General features: G+C 64.9%; 15 protein-coding genes. 8 read left to right on the forward strand and 7 right to left on the reverse strand.

Annotated features, from left to right (window positions below):
* Nucleotides 1-5: 5 nt before the first annotated feature.
* The 4 genes from BW970_RS10500 to argE form a co-directional block, all read right to left on the reverse strand.
* Nucleotides 6-881, reverse strand: a complete 876-nt coding sequence (locus BW970_RS10500) for an ABC transporter permease (protein WP_076530958.1) — start codon at nucleotides 879-881, stop codon at nucleotides 6-8.
* A 99-nt stretch (nucleotides 882-980) separates the two neighbouring features.
* Complete coding sequence (locus BW970_RS10505; protein ID WP_076530960.1) at nucleotides 981-2,015, reverse strand: ABC transporter substrate-binding protein; 1,035 nt, start codon at nucleotides 2,013-2,015, stop codon at nucleotides 981-983.
* A 285-nt stretch (nucleotides 2,016-2,300) separates the two neighbouring features.
* Nucleotides 2,301-3,677, reverse strand: a complete 1,377-nt coding sequence (locus BW970_RS10510; protein WP_076530963.1) for an aminotransferase class III-fold pyridoxal phosphate-dependent enzyme — start codon at nucleotides 3,675-3,677, stop codon at nucleotides 2,301-2,303.
* Nucleotides 3,678-3,804: 127 nt separating this feature from the next.
* Nucleotides 3,805-4,932 (reverse strand): acetylornithine deacetylase, encoded by a 1,128-nt coding sequence (argE, locus tag BW970_RS10515; protein ID WP_076531129.1) that lies wholly within the window; start codon nucleotides 4,930-4,932, stop codon nucleotides 3,805-3,807.
* A 167-nt stretch (nucleotides 4,933-5,099) separates the two neighbouring features.
* Here argE and BW970_RS10520 point away from each other — a divergent pair, with 167 nt between their 5' ends.
* The 6 genes from BW970_RS10520 (at nucleotide 5,100) to BW970_RS10545 (ending at nucleotide 12,842) form a co-directional block, all read left to right on the forward strand.
* Nucleotides 5,100-6,380 (forward strand): NAD(P)/FAD-dependent oxidoreductase, encoded by a 1,281-nt coding sequence (locus BW970_RS10520; protein ID WP_076530966.1) that lies wholly within the window; start codon nucleotides 5,100-5,102, stop codon nucleotides 6,378-6,380.
* On the forward strand, nucleotides 6,377-6,835 hold the full coding sequence (locus BW970_RS10525; RefSeq protein ID WP_076530969.1) for a GNAT family N-acetyltransferase: 459 nt from the start codon (nucleotides 6,377-6,379) through the stop codon (nucleotides 6,833-6,835). The genes BW970_RS10520 and BW970_RS10525 overlap by 4 nt, the downstream gene beginning before the upstream one ends.
* 86 nt (nucleotides 6,836-6,921) lie before the next feature.
* Entirely contained in the window at nucleotides 6,922-8,952 is a 2,031-nt protein-coding gene (locus BW970_RS10530; RefSeq protein ID WP_076530972.1) for a hydantoinase/oxoprolinase family protein, read from the forward strand.
* A gap of 3 nt (nucleotides 8,953-8,955) precedes the next feature.
* A complete protein-coding gene (locus tag BW970_RS10535; protein ID WP_076530974.1) occupies nucleotides 8,956-10,899 on the forward strand; it encodes a hydantoinase B/oxoprolinase family protein in 1,944 nt (647 codons plus the stop codon).
* A 24-nt stretch (nucleotides 10,900-10,923) separates the two neighbouring features.
* Nucleotides 10,924-11,832, forward strand: a complete 909-nt coding sequence (locus BW970_RS10540; RefSeq protein WP_371870131.1) for a LysR family transcriptional regulator — start codon at nucleotides 10,924-10,926, stop codon at nucleotides 11,830-11,832.
* A gap of 128 nt (nucleotides 11,833-11,960) precedes the next feature.
* Nucleotides 11,961-12,842 (forward strand): GNAT family N-acetyltransferase, encoded by an 882-nt coding sequence (locus BW970_RS10545; protein WP_076530979.1) that lies wholly within the window; start codon nucleotides 11,961-11,963, stop codon nucleotides 12,840-12,842.
* Nucleotides 12,843-12,887: 45 nt separating this feature from the next.
* Here BW970_RS10545 and BW970_RS10550 read toward each other — a convergent pair whose 3' ends face one another.
* Nucleotides 12,888-13,379: an Lrp/AsnC family transcriptional regulator gene (locus BW970_RS10550; protein ID WP_229740488.1), complete on the reverse strand. Its 492-nt coding sequence runs from the start codon at nucleotides 13,377-13,379 to the stop codon at nucleotides 12,888-12,890.
* 205 nt (nucleotides 13,380-13,584) lie between these two features.
* On the opposite strand from BW970_RS10550, the gene BW970_RS10555 reads away from it, so the two are divergent.
* On the forward strand, nucleotides 13,585-14,253 hold the full coding sequence (locus BW970_RS10555) for a haloacid dehalogenase type II (protein WP_076530982.1): 669 nt from the start codon (nucleotides 13,585-13,587) through the stop codon (nucleotides 14,251-14,253).
* A gap of 49 nt (nucleotides 14,254-14,302) precedes the next feature.
* On the opposite strand, the gene BW970_RS10560 is transcribed toward BW970_RS10555, so the two are convergent.
* Entirely contained in the window at nucleotides 14,303-14,851 is a 549-nt protein-coding gene (locus tag BW970_RS10560) for an aldo/keto reductase (RefSeq protein WP_200799284.1), read from the reverse strand.
* Nucleotides 14,812-15,144: an aldo/keto reductase gene (locus tag BW970_RS20925; protein ID WP_200799285.1), complete on the reverse strand. Its 333-nt coding sequence runs from the start codon at nucleotides 15,142-15,144 to the stop codon at nucleotides 14,812-14,814. Before BW970_RS20925 ends, BW970_RS10560 begins: the two co-directional genes overlap by 40 nt.
* A 126-nt stretch (nucleotides 15,145-15,270) precedes the next feature.
* Between BW970_RS20925 and BW970_RS10565 the strand changes: the two genes are divergently transcribed.
* Complete coding sequence (locus tag BW970_RS10565) at nucleotides 15,271-16,173, forward strand: LysR family transcriptional regulator (RefSeq protein WP_076530985.1); 903 nt, start codon at nucleotides 15,271-15,273, stop codon at nucleotides 16,171-16,173.
* The last annotated feature ends 13 nt before the right edge of the window (nucleotides 16,174-16,186 follow it).

The following is a 16,186-nucleotide window of genomic DNA, read 5'->3' on the forward strand; positions in this document are numbered from 1 at the left end:
GGTCCTCAGCGCATTCCGACGATTTTCTCGACCGGCAACACCCGGTCCACCGCCCAGAAGATCGTGCAGACCAGCGCCAGCAGCACCATGGCCACCGCACTTGCCGCCCCGAATTGCAGGTAAAGTTCGACGTTCCGCTGCACCAGCGACGACACCATGATCGTCTTGCCCCCGCCCAACAGTTCCGGTGTCAGGTAAAAGCCAAGGCACAGGATGAACACCAGCACCGACCCGGCCATCATCCCCGGCGCCGACAAGGGCAGCACGACGCGGCGGAACACATAGAACGCCCCGCCCCCCAGCGAATGCCCGGCCTGGGTAAGTTCCTGCGGGATCTTGGACAGGGCGGCGTAAAGCGGGAATACCATGAACGGGATCATCACATGCAGCATCCCGATCAGCACGGCGGTAAAGTTGTGCGACAGCGACAGCGGCGCGTCGATCACGCCCAGGTTCAGCAGGGTTGTGTTGATGATCCCCCGCCGTTGCAGCACCACCAGCCAGGCATAGGTCCGCACCAGAACGCTGGTCCAGAACGGCAGCATCACCAGCGCCAGGATCAGCGTGGACCACCCGCGCGAGGCGACGGCGGCAGCATAGGCCAGCGGGAACCCCAGCAGGATCGACAGGACGGTCACGATCAGGCTGATCTTCAGCGTCTCGGAATAGGTCCGCCAGTAGATCGGTTCGTCCAGGATCCGGGCATAGTGGATCAGCGAAAAGCTGTCCCCCTCGCGCAGTGACTGGACGAACAGCAACCCAAGAGGCGCCCCCAGGAACACCAGCACCAAAAGCAACGCCGGCAGGAACAATAGCAAATAGCCGCGTTGTTCGGCACGTTCCGCGCGCGCAATCCCGGCTGCGTTGGAAAGATCGGTCATGAGGGATCCTGTATGGTCATCCGGGGCGGAACCCGCGCGGATCGTGCCTGTGGGGCAAATGTGCCCGGACGCACCGCCTGGCGCGTCCGGGGCGTGCGATCACTTCTGCATGAAGTCCAGCCAGCGGCGCTCGGCTGCCTCACCTTCGGACGACGCCCACCATGCGGCATTCAGCGGCACCTGAATGGCGATGTTCGCAGGCGCGGTGGTCAGGCTTTCAAGGCGCGCTGGCTCCATGAACTCGGCAAAGGCGGTGTTCAGCGGGCCGGTGGTATAATCGGTCGCCCAGCCTGCCTGCCCTTTGGGATCCAGCAGTTCGTTCATGAATTTCAAGGTGGCTTCCTTGTTCTGGGTGCCTTTCAGCACGGCCAGGCAGGTATACTCCATGATCGCCTGATTGCGGGTAAAGGTCGCGGGCGCACCTTCGCCCACGGCCGTCGCCGCGCGGCCATCCCACAACGGCAGCATGTCCACCTCGCCATCGACCAGCAACTGCGCGGTTTCGGCGCCCGAGGTCCACCAGACGGCGATATGCGGCTTGATCTCTTCCAGCTTGGCATAGGCGCGGTCCACATCCAGCGGATAGAGATCCGCCGGGGCCACACCATCGGCCAGCAGCGCCAGTTCCAGTGTGGGGCGGGCATAGTTGCGCAGGGCGCGGCGGCCAGGGAACTTTTCGACATCCCAGAAATCGGCCCAGCTTTGCGGCCCTGCATCGCCGAAAGTGTCGGTGTTGTAAGCCAGCACGGTGGCATAGGCCGACAGCCCGACCGAATGTTCGTCCTTGAACGCATCGGGCACGGTTTCTGCATTGGGCAGCAGGCTGTAGTCCAGCGGCTCCAGCAGCCCTTCCATCACACCGCGGGCGCAATAGCCGGCCGAGGCGTCAAAAATATCCCAGATCGGCTTGCCCGAGGCGACCTGTGCCTTGACCACCGGATAGCGGTCGGCGCTGGGATCAGTGATGACGCGGATGCCCAGCTTGTCTTCGGCTGGTTTGATCAACGTCTTGTTCATCACATCCAGGATGGTTCCGCCATCGGTGGCATAGGTCACAGTCTGGGCGGCGACGGGTAGCGCTGTGGCGGTGGCCAGCGTGGCGGCCATCAGGGTCAGTCGGCAAAGTTTTGTCATGGCGTGGTCTTCCCTGTTGTCGGTCGGGCTCTGAGGTCCGGTGCCAGAAAACCTGAACCCTTGGGGCGCGCGCGGCCAATCAAAACAGTGGGGCAGCGCATAACCCTGAATTATGGGTGGGGGTGAACCTTCGGCAGATGCCGCAGGAAACGGCGCATATGCAGGCCGGATGATGCGATCCGCGTCGCACAGGAAAAGGCGCCCCGGCGGGGCGCCTGAGCTCATCGGGCGGTTCGGACACGACAGCGGCGCGGCGCCAGTACGATTCGGCGCCTTGCCACCCGCCTAGCTGCGCATGGCGGCACGAACGTCGGGCGCGTCCAGCACCTCGTCCAGCGTGGCGCGCAGGCGCGCGACCAGATCGTCCACATCGGACAGGCTGTAGTTCAGGCTGGGTGCAAGGCCGATGGTTCCGTTCGGAAAGGCGCGAAAGATCACACCTTGCCGGTTGCCCGCCGCCGCCATGCGCGCCCCGATGCCCAGATCGGCGGGGAACAGCGCCTTGGTATCCTTGTTCGCCACCACTTCCAACGCGGCCAGCATCGAAATGCCGCGCACATCGCCCACCAGCGGATGGTCGGCAAATTCCACCAGCCGCGCCATCAGATGCGCGCCGGAGGCCTGGCCATTGGCCAGCAACCCGTCCTCATACAGCTTCAGCGCCGCCAGACCCACGGCGGCACTGACCGGATGGGCGGAATAGGTGAACCCGTGCCCCACCATCGCCGCTCCGGCCCCGTCCGCCATTGCCTGATAGATGCGGTCAGAAAGAAACACGGCGCCCATCGGCACATAGCCCGAAGTCAGGCCCTTGGCCGCCGTGATCATGTCAGGCTCCAGCCCCTCGACCTCGCAGCCGAACAGCGGGCCGATGCGGCCGAACCCGGTGATCACCTCGTCCACGATGAACAGGATCCCCAGGTCGCGGCAGGCGGCCTGCATGGCCGGCAGCCAGCCGGTGGGCGGCACCAGAACCCCGCCCGAGCCTTGCACGGGTTCGCAGATGAACGCGGCGACGGTGTCGGCCCCCAGCTCTGCCACCTTGTCGCGCAAGGCTTGTACCGAGGCCGCAATGATGGCCGCCGGATCGGTGCCCACCGGGTTGCGATAGGCATAATGCGAGGGGATCTTGTGCTGGTTCGGCAACGGCACATTGAACCCGGCGTGGAACACCGGCAGCGCCGTCAGCCCCGATCCGGTGGTGCTGGACCCATGATAGCCGTACTCCAGCGAGATGAAATTGCGCCGCGCACCCTGCCCGATGGCGTTGAAATAATAGTGGGTAAAGCGCACCGCACTATCCACCGCATCCGACCCGCCCAACGTGAAATACACGTGGTTCAGATCGCCCGGCGCACGGTCGGCCAGTTCGGCGGCCAGCCGGATGGCAGGCTCGTTGGAAAAGTGGAAATAGCCGGTGGCATAGGGCAATTGCGCCATCTGATGGGTTGCCGCATTGACCAGCGCCTGTTGGCCATAACCTGCGTTCACGCACCACAGGCCCGCAAAGCCGTCCAGATACCTGTTCCCAGCCTCGTCGAACAGATGCACGCCAGAGGCGGATTTCAGCACCGTCGCACCGCGTTCCTCATGCGTGCGGTATGCGGTGACAGGGTGGACCAGATGGCGGCGGTCCAGTTCGACCAAAGCGTTGGGGATCATGGGTTGGCTCCGTTGTGTTGGTCAAAGTCTAGCGGGCCGGGCCGGTAGTTCCTGCCGAACAGGCCGCGCGCTGCGTGCCCGGTAATGGCGTTTCGCGGCCGGTCCATGGCAGATCGTGCTGCGCGGCTCAGCGGCACAGCTCGGCGCCAAGGGCGCGCAGCATGGCCATGCAGGCATTCAGTTCGCTGTCCAGAATATACTCGTCAGGCTTGTGCGCGCGGGTGATCGAACCGGGGCCGCAGATGATGGCGGGAATGCCCGCGCGGGCAAACAGCCCCGCCTCGGTGCCATAGCTGACCGACTGGCGCGGGGGCAGGCCCGAAATCCGGGCGGCCAGTGCCGCCAGTTCGTCGCTTTGCGCGGCCAATGCAGGATAGCGCGACAGCTCGCGCCGCAGTATCCCAGCGCCGGTTTCTGCGGCAAGCCGGTCTTGTTCGGCCAGCAGGATAGACAGAACCTCGTCCGCGTCCTGTCCCGGAATGGTGCGCAGCTCCACCTCCATCACGCAGCGATCCGGGATGACGTTCACCCCGATGCCGCCGCGGATGGTGCCAACCTGAAGCGTGGAATGCGGCGGATCAAACAGCGCGTCCTGAACCGGGCCAGTGGCCAGCGCCGCCGCCATGTCGCCTGCACAGGCAGCCAGCCGTGCCGCCGGATAGATCGCGTTCAATCCCTGCGCCGGGGTCGAGGAATGGCCGCTTTGCCCGGCAAAGCCCAGTTCCATCGCCACCTTGCCCTTGTGCGACAGCACAGGCTGCATGTCGCTGGGTTCGCCCACGATACACCCCATGGGCCGGGCGCAGAACTCGTCGATCCGGGCCAACAGGTGCGGAACACCCCGGCAGCCCAGTTCCTCGTCATAGGAAAATGCCAGATGAACGGGCCGTTGCAGTGGCATCGCCAGGAACTCGGGCACCATGGCAATCATACAGGCAAGAAAGCCCTTCATGTCCACGGCACCCCGGCCCGTAAGCCGCCCGCCTGCCTGCACCAGCCGGAATGGATCGCTGCCCCAGCCCGCCGGATCGGCAGGCACCACATCCATATGGCCCGACAAAACTTGGCCAGGCCGATCCGCCGGGCCAATGGTTGCAAACAGGTTTGCGCGGTCGGCCTCTGGCCCTGGCACAACATGGCAAGGCAGGCCATGCGCGGCAAGCGCGGCCTGAACCCGTGCGGCAATCTCGCCATTCGGCGTGCCACAGACAGAGGGGATGGCAACCAGATCTGCAAGGATGGCGGTCGGTGTCATGGCGGGCTCCTGCTTTGGGCCATTGAACACCGGCCCGCTGCGCAGAAGCTGCCGAAGGGACATCGACATACGGCATTCCCTGCGCCCATCGCCCTGCAAAACCCCGCTTCCCTGCGCCGAAACGGGGCCTAGACTGACCTGACACCCCATTGCCGAAAGCGCCCCCGATGAAACTCGTCCCCTACTGGCTCGATACCCGCACCCCCTTTGCCTCTGCCGCGCAAGGCCCGGTAGAGGGGCGGGCTGATGTGGTTGTGATCGGCGGCGGATTTGCCGGCCTGTCCTGTGCGTTGGAACTGGCGCGGCGGGGCACCGATGTTGTGCTGCTGGAGGCAGGCGATGTGGGCGGGCTGGCCTCGGGGCGCAACGGGGGCCAGTGCAACACCGGCTTTTTCCATGACTATGCCGAGATCATGCGCAAATATGGCGCAGAGACCGCACGCGGACTATTCCACAGCTACAACGCCGCCGTGGACGAGGTCGAGGCGATTGCAACGCGCGAGGGGATCGACTGTTCCTTTCGCCGGGTGGGCAAGCTGAAACTGGCCATGTCGCCTGCGGCCTTTGACGGGTTCCGCAAATATGTGGATCTGGTCAACCGCGAAGCCGACCCCGAGGTCTATACCGTTCCCGCCAAGGATATCCGGTCGGAAATCGGGTCGGACATGTTCCACGGCGGGGTGATCTATCCGCGCAGTGGCATGTTGCATGTCGGCCGCTTCACCGTGGGAATGGCCGAAGCCGCCGTGCGCCATGGCGCCCGCATTCACACCGATACGCCGGTCACGGGACTTGTGCGGCTGAACGGCCATCGCCACCGGGTGGAAACCGCGCGCGGAACCATCGAGGCGGATCGCGTGGTTGTCGCCACCGGCATCTCCGCCAAGGGCCCGTTCGGCTGGTTCCGCCGCCGCATCGTACCGATCGGCAGCTTTGTCATCGCCACCGAACAGCTGCCGCAAGCGATGATCGACAGCGTCATCCCGAACCACCGCACGGTCACGGTGGCCAAGGGGCTGGGCCACTACTACCGCATCTCGCCCGACAACCGCATCATCTTTGGCGGGCGGGCGCAATTCGCCATCTCGTCGCCCAAGGTCGATGTCAGCAGCGGCGATATTCTTGTAAAGTCGATGAAGGAGATCCACCCCCAGCTGCGCGATGTGAAAATCGACTATTGCTGGGGCGGCATGATCGAGGCGACACGAGACCGTTTCGCCCGCGTCGGCGAACATGATGGGCTGTTCCATGTGCTGGGCTTCAGCGGCTCGGGTGTCCAGGAGGCCACGCATATGGGCACCGAGGTCGCGCGGATGCTGTGCGGCGACACCATTGCCAACCCCTACCGCGCCCTTCCCTGGCCCGCGATCCCCGGTCATTTCGGCACGCCATGGTTCCTGCCGCTGGTCGGCGCGTGGTACAAGGCCAAGGAGATCATGGGCCGATGAGCTTTGACCCGCGCACCATCGCGCCACAGGTCTGGCACCGCGATGGATACACGCTGACGACCGACCGCACGCAGTTGGACATTGACCGCGTGCTGGGCTTTCTGACGCAGGATAGCTATTGGGCCAGCACCATGACGCGCGCACGGCTGGAACGCGCGCTGGACGCGTCGCTGCCCATGGTGATCCACGATCCGTCAGGCGCGTTTGCGGGGTTTGGCCGTCTGGTGACCGACTACGCAACCTTCGCCTACCTGCGCGATGTGTTCATCCTGCGTGACCATCGCGGCAAGGGGCTGGCCTCCTGGCTGGCCGTGGTCATCCGCACCCATCCCGAACTGACGCAGGTGACGAACTGGCTGCTGTTCACCCGCGATGCGCAAGGCATCTATGAAAGGGCCGGATTCCGCCCCGTGCCCTACCCGGACGGCTATATGAAGGTTCCGCCCACCGCATAACCACAGGCTATCCCTGCCATTCCCCTTTGAATTGGCCGTGCCTGCCGCCCCGGTGCAACCTGCGACGGCAACCAGACGAGGCAGGCATGGCATATCGTATCGGGGTCGATGTCGGCGGATCCTTCACCGACTTTGCAGTGTTCAACGAGGCGGATGCCTCGATCACCACGCTCAAGGTGTTCTCCCGCCCCGACGCACCGGGGCAAGAGATTGTCGCGGGGCTGCGGGCCCTGGCAGACCGGCACGGGATCGACCCGCGCGAGGTGGCCTATTTCACCCATGGCACCACGGTGGGGGTCAACACCGTGATCCAGCGCAACGGCCATGACATCGCGCTGTTCACGACCCGCAACTTCGAGGATGTGCTTCAGGTTGCGCGTCTGAAAATTCCGCAGATCCACAACCTCTACTCCCGCCGCCCCGATCCGTTGATTCCGCGCAACCGTGTGTTCGGTATCGACGAGCGGACAGAGGCGACGGGCACCGTGCTTAAATCCCCCGACCCCGAGGATGTGGCGCAGGCGGTGGCGGCAGCACGGGCGGCGGGCTGTGCGGGGATCGTGCTGGCATTCCTGCATTCCTACCGCAATCCGGCCAACGAGCGCGCCGTGCGCGACATGATTGCCGACATTGCGCCCGATCTGCCGGTGTTCTCGTCGGCCCAAACCTGGCCGATCATCCGCGAATACGAACGGACCATCACGGCGGTGATTTCCGGTTACGTCCAGCCGCGCGTCGCCACCTATCTGGACCGTTTCGAAGAGGTGCTGCGCGCCCAGGGTGTCGCCTGCCCGCTGCACATCACCAAGACCAACGGCGGCGTCATGGGCATTGAACAGGCCCGCGCCGAATGCGTGCAGATGATCCTGTCGGGCACCGCCTCGGGCGTGATCGGCGCGGGCTATCTGGCGCAGGCCTACGGCTATCCGCGCGTCCTTAGCCTCGACATCGGCGGCACTTCGGCGGATGTGGCCGTCATCCTCGACGGGCAGGCGCAATATGGCGTGGGCGAGGTGATCGGGGATTTCCAGATCCACGTGCCGTCGGTGTCGGTCTCGTCTGTCGGGCAAGGGGGCGGGTCGGTTGCCTGGATCGACCCTTTGGGCATCTTGAAGGTGGGGCCGGACTCAGCCGGTTCCACCCCCGGCCCCGCCTGCTATGGCCGGGGCGGCACACGGCCCACGATCACCGATGCGATGGCGGCCTCGAACCTGATCGGCCACACCCCCCTTGGTTATGGCGCTGTCACGGTGGACCACACCGCAGCCCGCAACGCGCTGGCACCGCTGGCAAGCCGGCTGGGCATCTCGGTCGAGGACGTGGCATCGGACATCATCGCCATCTCGGTTTCGTCCATGTATGCCGAGGTTTCGGGCCTGACCTCGCGCTTTGGCATCGACCCGCGGGAATTCCACCTGTTCGCCTTTGGCGGGGCGGGGGCGATGCTGGCCTGTTTTCTGGCGCGCGAATTGAACATGCAGGGCGTTGTCGTCCCGCCGACACCGGGCGTGGTGTCCGCCTTGGGCGGGCTGATCGCGGATCTCAAGAACGACTTCATCCGAACGCTCTATCTCGATGTGACTCCGGCCGGGCTGGCCACCTTGCCGGACGCGGTGGCAGCCTTGCAGACAACGGCGCGCGACTGGCTTCGGTCCCAGCAATTTTCTGGCGAAGGGCAGATCCGGCTGTCGGCCGACATGCGCTATGCCGGGCAAAGCTACGAGATCGAAACCCCGCTGGATCCGGCCGACCTGTCGGTTCAGGCCATCGGCGCGGCCTTTCATGCCGAACATACCCGGCTTTACGGCCATGCCGATGCCCACGCGCCCATGCAGTTGGTGAACCTGCGGCTGGTGATCGCCGGCGCGACGCCGAAACCGGCGATCCGCGAAATTCCGGTTGCCACCGCCCACGCGCGGCCCGTGGCAACCGTTGCCGCCTGGTTTGATGGCGTCGCACATCAAGTGCCCGTCTATGCCCGTGCGGATCTGCGCGCCGGGCATCACCTGCACGCGCCCGCGATCATCGGGCAGGACGATACCACCACCGTTGTCCCCCCCGGCTTTGCCATTGCCGTCGAGCGGTTCGGCAACCTTGTCATCACCCCGGAGGCCTGAGCCATGGCGATCGACCAGCGCAACCTGTCGGTACTTGCGAATTTTTGCGGGGCGGCGGCCGATGCCATGGCCTTTACCCTGATGCGCACCGCGCATTCCGCCTTTGTGAAGGAAACCGAGGATTTCTCGTGCACCATCGTGACAAAGGACGGGCTTGCCTTTGCCAACCCGCGCCAGTTCGGGGCGCCATGGTATTCCGGTATCGACTATGGCCCCTTGCTGCGGATGTTCGACTATGCCGAAGGCGACATCTGCATCACCAATGACCCCTACGAGGGGCACGTGGCCACCCATACCCCCGACATCCACATCTGGAAGCCGGTGTTCTGGCAGGGCCAACTGGCCTGTTTCGTTGTCGGCCACATCCATAACACCGATGTCGGCGGCGCAGTCCCCGCCAGCCTGTCGCGCAGCCTGTCCGAGATAGAGCAGGAAGGCATCCGCATTCCGCCGGTGAAGCTGGTGGAAGGGGGCGTGATGAACGCGTTTGTCGCCCGCGTGCTGCGCACCAATGTTCGGATGCCGGATCAGAACTGGGGCGATCTGACCGCACAGATCGCATCGGTCAACATCGGTGAACGCAAGATCCACGAGATCATCCGCCGTTTTGGCTATGACGATTTCATGGATGGGGTGGAACAGATCCTCGACTATGCCGAGGCGCAGGCCCGCGCCATTCTGGCCCGCGTGCCGGATGGCGATTATTTCTTTGCCGATTACGCCGACGAGGATTCCGTGGGCGGCAAACCTTGCCGCATCGCCCTGACGCTGAAAGTGCGCGGCGACGAAGTGGTGCTGGACTACACCGGATCCGACCCGCAACTGGGATCGTCGCTGAACATGCCCACAGGCGGGGTGGAACGCCACCCGCTGGTGATGGTGGGGCTGACCTATGTGCTGTTCACGCTGGACAATTCCCTGTTGCTGAACGCTGGCACCCTGCGCCCGGCGCGCGCCATCCTGCCCGAAGGCACCGTGGTCAACTGTCAGAAACCCGCGGCTGTCGGAATGCGCTCGCTGACCTGCGCCATGACGCAGATTGTGACGGTCGGCGCCTTTGTGCAGGCGCTGCCGGATCTGATGCCTGCCGCATCGCCGGGCGGGAATGCGATCATGAACGTCAAGACCGCGGCGCGGAACGGCAAGCCCATCATGGCCTCGATCGGGCCAGTTGGCGGCGGGGGCGGGGGCACGCCCTTTGGCGACGGGTCGGACGGCGCAGGCGGCGCCACCGGGTTTCTGCGCAATACCCCGATCGAAATCACCGAGGCCGAGGTGCCGATCCGCTTTCTGCGCTATGGGCTGGAGCCGGACACCGGCGCACCGGGCAAATATCGGGGCGGTCTGTCGGCGGTGATGGAATTTCACATCACCCAGCCCGAAACCGTGGTCACGGCGCGCAACCGCAACCGTTCGGTCATGCCGGGCTGGGGGGTGGCGGGGGCGCAACCGGGCAAGGTCTCGCAGTTCATCCGCAACCCCGGACAGGGCGCACAACACCTGCGCAACACCGATCTGGTGGCATGCCAGCCCGATGACGTGATCCGCGTCATCGGCCCCGGCGCCGGCGGTTGGGGCCATCCGTTCGACCGCGACCCTGAACAGGTCTTGCAGGATGTGCGTCAGGGCTATGTCTCGGCGGCCAGCGCGCTGGCGGATTATGGGGTGGTTCTGGCGGGGAACGCCATCGACACGACCGCAACCGCCGCCCGCCGCGCCACCCGTACCATCCCACCCGGCCCCTACAGCTTTGGCGCAGAGCGCATGGCCTTCGAAGCGGTCTGGACGCCGGATCGCTATGCCCTGCTGACAGCATTCCTCGCATCGGTTCCGGTCGGTTGGCGGTTCTTTCTGAAACACCGCGTGTTCGATGCGGTGGCTGCGGCGCCCGAAACGGCGGATCTGCCCGCGATTTTCGCGGGGCTGCGCGCCCGGTATGCGCTGTAAGGCAGTTGTGCCTGCCCCGGCCCTGTGGGATCCTTGGCCGATACCATCGGGGCAGGCAGGATGAACGCGCGCCAGCTTGAAGTTTTTCGGGCCATCATGCGGGACGGATCGGTCACTGGCGCGGCCAATTCGCTGGCTGTGTCGCAACCCGCCGTCAGCAAGGTGTTGCACCATCTGGAAAGCCAGTTGAACTACCACCTGTTCGAACGTATCGGCGGGCGTCTTGTGCCGACGATGGAGGCGCATCTGCTGTACGAGGATGCAGACCGCGTGTTCCGCGAGATCGAAAGCCTCAAGCATCTGGCTCATAGCATCGGGGAACACAAGATCGGCCTGTTGCGCATCGGGGCCAGCCCTCCCATCACCTATTCCGTGCTGGCGCAGGCACTGGTCCAGTTCCGCGCCAGCCACCCGACGGTCAAGGTGCATCTGCACGCCCTGCCCAAGAAGGAAATCACCGAACAGTTGATCCTAGGCGAGATAGATCTGGCCGTTACCCTATCCACCATCCAGGCGCCGACCGTCCGGACAGAGATCCTGGCACCGATCCCCGTGATGGTCGTGCTGCGTGAGGATGATCCGCTGGCCGCACTGGAACGGATCGGCCCGCCCGACCTGGCCGGAAGAGAGCTGATCTCATACGGCAACCATGCCGATGTCGCCCCGGCCTTGAACGCAGCATTCGCGCAGCACGGCATGGTGCGCGAAGTCTCGATCCAGATCGGGTCGTCCATCGGGGCCGTCCCGCTTGTATCCGGGGGGCTGGGCATCGGGTTGGTTGACGGGCTGGTCCGGTGGAGCAACTTTGCCGGGCTGGTCGCGCGGCCCTTTGCACCGACCGTGAACATGAACGTCGCCATTTCCACCAATGCCGCGCGTCCGATGTCGCGGTTCTACGAGCCGTTCCTGAAATCCATCCGCGCCCTGCTGTAGCCTTGCCAAAGGAACTTTGGCGCCAGACCCGCGAAACGCCAGATCCTGCGGCAGAGGCACAGGGCTGGGGGCTGGTCGCGTGGCGGGCTCCGTGCGAAAAGAATACAGACCAGCAGGGGGAGGGGCCGATGTCTCAGCACGATTCGATGGATCTCGACCATTATTCCATCACTGCGCGACCGCTGACGGACACCGACCTGCCACGCCTGCACGAACTGACGGTCGGGGTTGGCTGGCCCCATCGCACCGAAGATCTGCGCATGTTGATGACGCTGGCGCAGGGCTATGTCGCCTGCGATGAAATCGGGCGCGTCAGCGGATCGGCCCTGTGGTTCCCGATGGGCGATCATGCGGCCAGCGTCGGGATGGTGATCACGACGCCCCGGATGCAATCGCGCGGGGCGGGGCGCTGGCTGATGGATCTGGTGCTGCGCGACGCAGGCGACCGGGAAATCGTGCTGAACGCCACTCCGCAGGGAGTGCGGCTGTATGAACAGCTTGGCTTTCAGACCTGTCAGATCGGCCATCAGCGACAGGGCGAAGCGATGGCCCCGCCACCGCCGCCGCCACTGCCCGGCCTGACCCTGCGCGCGATGGCGCCCGAGGACAGCCCTGCGATCCTGCGGCTGGATCGCGCGGCAACCGGACACCCGCGCGACGCCGCGCTGCACGAGATCCTGCCGCATTCCGAAGGCGTGGTCCTGCTGGATGCGACGGGCGGGATCGTGGGCCATGCCCTGTTGCGCACGTTCGGGCGCGGACAACTGATCGGGCCGCTGGCCGCCCGAAACGACGCCGAGGCAATTGCCCTGGCCAGCAGCCTGATCGCGGCCCATACCGGGCAATTCCTGCGCATCGACACACTGATGCTGAAAGGTCCGTTCGCGGATTTCCTCGATCATTGCGGAATGCCGGTCGCCAGCACCATGACGCATATGTGGCTCAACCGCCGCCTGCGCGAACCGACCGGGCCGCGCAACTATGCAATGATCAGTCAGGCGCTGAACTAGGAACGTCCATTGCCGCGCCCGCTTGCAGCGGGTGGCGGGCCGTGCCTAATCGTCGTCGCGTTCAAAGATCTGGCGCAGCGGCACCGGCTGGCGGCGGATCGGGGTCTTGATCACCACATAGCTGAAATACTGCGCAATGCCCGCATGATCGTCGGTCAGCGCCTCGATGATCGATTGGTAATGCGACAGGTCGCGCACCACGAAAGTGACCAGATAGTCGAAGCCGCCGCTGATCAGGTGGCACTCCACCACCTCGCGGAATTTGCGCAGGCGGGTTTCAAAGCGCTGAAAGCTCTCTGCCCGGTGCTTTTCCAGCGTCACCTCGACCAGAATCGTCAGGCTGTCCCCCAGCTTGCGCAGGTCCAGGTCGGCGGAATAGCCGGTGATGAACCCCTCGGCCTGCAACCGCTTTACCCGCATCAGACAGGGCGAGGGCGACAGCCCCACGGCATCGGCCAACTGCGCATTGGTGATCCGCCCGTTCTGCTGCAACTGGGTCAGGATGTTCATGTCGATGCGGTCAAGTCGGGCGGCCAAGGGCGCGGTCCTTCATGGCGGGGGACGCTGCTTGGTTCTAGGCGGGGCCGTGGTTTGCGTCCAGCCCCGCAAGGGCGATCCGCCGGGCTGGCGTGCTGAATCCTGCCTGCATTTCGGAACGATATTGTGCGGAACCCTTCGATTGGCCCAAACCTGCGCGGCACGGCTGCGCTAGGCTGCCCATGACAGCCCCACGAGGATACCCATGGCCCAGTTCAGCCCGAAATACATCACCTTTGACTGCTACGGCACGCTGACCAACTTCGACATGGCCGGCGGCGCCCGCATCGTCTATGGCGACCGCCTGTCGCCCGACCAGATGACCGCCTTCATCGAGAGCTTTCGCGGCTACCGGATCGACGAAGTCCTCGGGCCGTGGAAGCCCTTCCGCGAGGTGGTCTGCAATGCGGTCGAGCGGTCGTGCAAGAAACACCGCATCCCCTATGATCGCGCCGATGGCGAACGGATCTATGCGATGGTGCCATCCTGGGGCCCGCACCCCGATGTAACCGAGGGCCTGTCGCGGATCGCCGACAAGATCCCGCTGGTGATCCTGTCCAATGCCGCTAATGAACAGATCCACCACAATGTCGCGCTGCTGGGGGTTCCGTTCCACAAGGTGCTGACGGCCGAGGATGCCCAATCCTACAAGCCGCGCTATCGCGGATTCGAATACATGCTGGATACGCTGGGCTGTGGCCCCGAGGATATTCTGCACGTGTCCTCGTCGTTCCGGTATGATCTGATGACGGCCTATGATCTGGGCATCACATCCAAGGCCTGGGTCAACCGTGGCCATGAGCCTGCGAACCCGTTCTATGGCTATGCCGAGATTCCCGACACGCGCGGTCTTGCGGGACTTGTCGGGCTTTGAGCCACGTAGGACCACAGGCCGCGCCGGGCGGCCTGTGATCGCGGGGCGGTCAGTCCCAGCTTTCGACCCATGCCGGGCTGAACTGCCGCCCGTCAGGCCGGGCGAGGCCAGAAATCGCGGCCATGTCGGCATCGGTCAAGGTGAAACCGGCAAGGTCGATGTTCTGCGCCACCCGCGCGGGGTTGGACGACCGGGGAATGGCCACCGTACCTTGCTGGACATGCCAGCGCAGCACGATCTGCGCAGGCGTCCTGTCATGGCGTGCCGCGATGGTCGCCAACAGCGGATCATCCAGCAGGTTGCCGCTGCCGATGGGTGCATAGCCGACAAAGGCCACCCCGTGGCGACGGCAGGCCGCAATCAGCGCCGACTGGTCCAGCCGGGGATGATATTCACACTGGTTGGCCACCAGCGGCTCATCCGCCAATGCCACGGCATCCGCCAGGCGGCTTGCCGAAAAGTTGGACACGCCGATATGCCGCGCCAGCCCGTCACGCCTGGCCTGGCACAGCGCGCCGATGGTTTCCGCCAGCGGCACCGCCGGATTGGGCCAGTGGATCAGCAACAGATCGACCGGCCCGACGCCCAGCACTTGCACACTGCGCTCGGCGGAACGGCGGAACGGCGAAAGGCGTCGGCCGTCAGATCGGTGTGCCAAACCTTGGTGGTCAGAAAATAGCTGTCACGCGCCAGTCCGCTGGCCCGCAGCGCCGCGCCCACCTCCGCTTCGTTCTCGTAGCGCGGCGCGGTGTCGAAATGGCGATACCCTGCCGCAACCGCCGCCTGAACCGAGGCCGCAAGGACATCTCCGGCCAGTTGCCAGGTGCCCAGGCCGACGGGCGGGATTTGCGCGCCATTGGCGGCAACGGGGGTAAGCGCGGATTGCATCATTGGTGTGATCCTCTGATCCGGGTTCCGGGCGGCGATCGTCCCGCCGCCCTTGTCAACGCCCCCGAAAGGAGGCCCAATTCAATCGCCCCGGCCCTTGCGTCGTGGCGCCATTGACAGGAGCACGTGATGCGCGCGCGACAACTCGAGGTGTTCTGTATGCTGATGCGCAGCGGCACCGTGACAGGGGCAGCGGCGATGCTCAATATCTCGCAGCCTGCCCTCAGCCAGATTCTGCTTCATGCCGAGGATCAACTTGGCTTCAAGCTGTTCAACCGGGTGCGCGGCCGTCTGGTCGCCACGCAGGAAGCGGAAGAACTGTACCCCGAGGCAGAGCGGATCTTCTCCGAACTGGGCGCATTGCGGCGGCGCACACAGGACATGCGGTTCGGGCGCACCGGGCTGGTCCGGTTGGGGGCCTCTGCCCCGCCGGCCATGGCCATCGTTCCCAAGGCGTTGATGTCCTTCCGCGAAGCGCATCCCGACATCGTCGTAAGGTCGCTGATCGCACCCATGCTGAACGTGGTGGACATGCTGCGCACGGGCGAGATCTCGATGGGGATCGTCATGAACAACATGCCGCACCATGATATCGAGGTGGAAACCGTGGGGCAGGTGGAACTGGTCTGCGTGATGCCCGACGGCCATGCACTGGCAACGCACGAGGTGATCGGCTTTGCCGATCTGGCGCAGGATACGCTGATCTCCTACCGGGCCGATACACTGCCTGCCCGCCTGTTGGCCAGCGCCGCCGAGGCAGAGGATCTGGACTTTGCGCCGGGGATCGAAATCGACGTGTCGATGACCGCGCTTCCCTTTGTCCGCAGTGGGTTGGGGGTGGCGGTGGTGGACGGATTGCTGCCGTGGTCGGAATTTCCCGGCATCGTCTGCCGACCGCTTCGGCCCCGGATCACGGTGCCCATCGCGTTTCTGACGCACAAGAGCCGCCCGTTGACCGGCGGAACCGCGATGATGCGCGACTACCTCCGCATGGCCTGCGCAACGGTGGGGCCGGCGATGCGCCGGGCCTGACAGGCCCGCCGTG

Source organism: Gemmobacter megaterium, assembly GCF_900156815.1.
Classification (GTDB): domain Bacteria; phylum Pseudomonadota; class Alphaproteobacteria; order Rhodobacterales; family Rhodobacteraceae; genus Wagnerdoeblera; species Wagnerdoeblera megaterium.

What these genes read in the sequence shown, in the direction of transcription:
- BW970_RS10545 (WP_076530979.1), top strand. Translation starts at nt 11,961, where the DNA reads ATGTCTCAGCACGATTCGATGGATCTCGACCATTATTCCATCACTGCG.
- BW970_RS20925 (WP_200799285.1), bottom strand. Translation starts at nt 15,144, where the DNA reads ATGATGCAATCCGCGCTTACCCCCGTTGCCGCCAATGGCGCGCAAATC.
- BW970_RS10525 (WP_076530969.1), top strand. Translation starts at nt 6,377, where the DNA reads ATGAGCTTTGACCCGCGCACCATCGCGCCACAGGTCTGGCACCGCGAT.
- BW970_RS10555 (WP_076530982.1), top strand. Translation starts at nt 13,585, where the DNA reads ATGGCCCAGTTCAGCCCGAAATACATCACCTTTGACTGCTACGGCACG.
- BW970_RS10510 (WP_076530963.1), bottom strand. Translation starts at nt 3,677, where the DNA reads ATGATCCCCAACGCTTTGGTCGAACTGGACCGCCGCCATCTGGTCCAC.
- BW970_RS10505 (WP_076530960.1), bottom strand. Translation starts at nt 2,015, where the DNA reads ATGACAAAACTTTGCCGACTGACCCTGATGGCCGCCACGCTGGCCACC.
- BW970_RS10535 (WP_076530974.1), top strand. Translation starts at nt 8,956, where the DNA reads ATGGCGATCGACCAGCGCAACCTGTCGGTACTTGCGAATTTTTGCGGG.
- BW970_RS10530 (WP_076530972.1), top strand. Translation starts at nt 6,922, where the DNA reads ATGGCATATCGTATCGGGGTCGATGTCGGCGGATCCTTCACCGACTTT.
- BW970_RS10520 (WP_076530966.1), top strand. Translation starts at nt 5,100, where the DNA reads ATGAAACTCGTCCCCTACTGGCTCGATACCCGCACCCCCTTTGCCTCT.
- argE (WP_076531129.1), bottom strand. Translation starts at nt 4,932, where the DNA reads ATGACACCGACCGCCATCCTTGCAGATCTGGTTGCCATCCCCTCTGTC.
- BW970_RS10500 (WP_076530958.1), bottom strand. Translation starts at nt 881, where the DNA reads ATGACCGATCTTTCCAACGCAGCCGGGATTGCGCGCGCGGAACGTGCC.
- BW970_RS10565 (WP_076530985.1), top strand. Translation starts at nt 15,271, where the DNA reads ATGCGCGCGCGACAACTCGAGGTGTTCTGTATGCTGATGCGCAGCGGC.